The 1712-nt window shown below is 62.3% G+C and carries 2 protein-coding genes; one reads left to right on the top strand and one right to left on the bottom strand.

The window, feature by feature from the left end; translation table 11 throughout:
- Positions 1 to 747 (bottom strand): tyrosine--tRNA ligase (gene tyrS / locus EN969_RS29965; RefSeq protein WP_127419672.1); only part of this gene is annotated, 747 nt, incomplete at its 3' end.
- Between the two features lie 285 nt (positions 748 to 1032).
- Between tyrS and EN969_RS29970 the strand changes: the two genes are divergently transcribed.
- A partial coding sequence (locus EN969_RS29970) for a glycosyltransferase family 39 protein (RefSeq protein ID WP_127419673.1) occupies positions 1033 to 1712 on the top strand: 680 nt, incomplete at its 3' end.

The following is a 1712-nucleotide window of genomic DNA, read 5'->3' on the forward strand; positions in this document are numbered from 1 at the left end:
GGCGTCGAGCCAGACCGCGCCCGACGCCGACTTGCCCATCTTGGCGCCCGACGAGGTGGTGAGCAGCGGCGTGGTCAGTGCATAGAGCTGCGCGTCCTCCGTGCGGCGGCCGAGATCGATGCCGTTGATGATGTTGCCCCACTGGTCGGAGCCGCCCATCTGCAGGCGGCAGCCGAGACGCTTGTAGAGCTCGACGAAATCATAGGCCTGCAGGATCATGTAGTTGAATTCGAGGAACGACAGCGACTGCTCGCGATCGAGCCGCAGCTTGACGGAATCGAAGGCCAGCATGCGGTTGACCGAAAAGTGACGACCGACATCGCGCAGGAAATTGACGTAGTTGATCTCCATCAGCCAATCGGCGTTGTTGACCATGATGGCGTCGTTGGGACCGCTGCCGAATTTGAGGTAGGGCATGAAGTTGCGGCGGATACCGGCAAGATTGTCTTCGATGTCCTGCGGGGTCAAAAGCTTGCGCGCCTCATCCTTGAACGACGGGTCGCCGATCATCGAGGTGCCGCCGCCCATCAGCGCGATCGGCCGGTGACCGGTCTGCTGCAGCCAGTGCAGCATCATGATCTGGATCAGCGAGCCGGCGTGCAGGCTCTTGGCGGTCGCGTCGAAGCCGATATAGGCTGTCACCGTCTCCTTGGCGAAGATATTGTCGAGACCGGCATCATCCGAAGTCTGGTGGATGAAACCGCGCTCGCTCATCGTGCGCAGGAAATCCGATTTGAAGGCAGGCATTTTTTCTATTCCCGAAAGCGTCCGGCCGCTGTGGCTCAGGCGTGCATGAACGCGGGCGTTTAGCATCCAAGCGCGATCAGCAAAAGTGGTTTCCGGTTTTGCGACTGATCGCGCCAGACAAAGGTCCAGCGATCAGCAAAAGTGGTTTCCGGTTTGCAGCCCGCGCGGATGGCGTTGCGAATCCTTGCTTCGTCGTTTGGGCTGGCGTATTGAGGCGCCGCGCAGGGCAGGGCCTGAGGCGCCGCGACGGGGCCATCCCGCAGATCAGATCCGGAAAGCTCCGCGATGAACAGGAACTATCTCTTTCTCTTTCTGTTCAGCGTGCTGATGACGTTCAGTGGACTGGCGAGCCTTCCACCCATCGACCGCGACGAATCCCGTTTTGTCCAGGCTACCAAGCAGATGGTCGAAACCTCCGACTATGTCGACATCCGTTTTCAGGATGCCTCGCGCTACAAGAAGCCGATCGGCATCTACTGGCTGCAATCGGCGGCCGTGGCGCTGAGCGGCGAGGGGGCGGCGGCGCCGATCTGGGTCTACCGCCTCGTCTCCATGCTTGGCATTGCCTTGGCCGTCGTCGGCATCGCCTGGACGGGCACCAAGCTGTTCGGGGCCAATGCCGGTCTCGCCGCCGGCCTGATGATGGCGGCGATCTTCGCCACCGCCTTCGAGGGCCGTGACGCCAAGACCGACGCCATGCTGCTGGCCTGCTGCGTGGCGGCGCAAGGCGCGCTCGCCCAGATCTATCTGGCAGCGCGCCGCAACGAACCGGTAGCCGCCCATCTGCCGTGGATTTTCTGGGCCGCTCAAGGCCTTGGAATTCTTATCAAGGGGCCGGTGGCTCCGCTGTTGTCGTTGCTCACGGTCGCCGCCCTGTTTGCCTTCGAGCGCGACTGGCGCTGGCTCCTGAAGCTGAAGCTCGTGCGCGGTGTCGCTCTGGTGGCGCTCATCGTGTTGCCCTGGGT

Origin of the sequence: Mesorhizobium sp. M7A.F.Ca.CA.003.01.2.1, assembly GCF_003998945.1 — a bacterium.
In the GTDB taxonomy this organism is placed as follows: domain Bacteria; phylum Pseudomonadota; class Alphaproteobacteria; order Rhizobiales; family Rhizobiaceae; genus Mesorhizobium; species Mesorhizobium ciceri.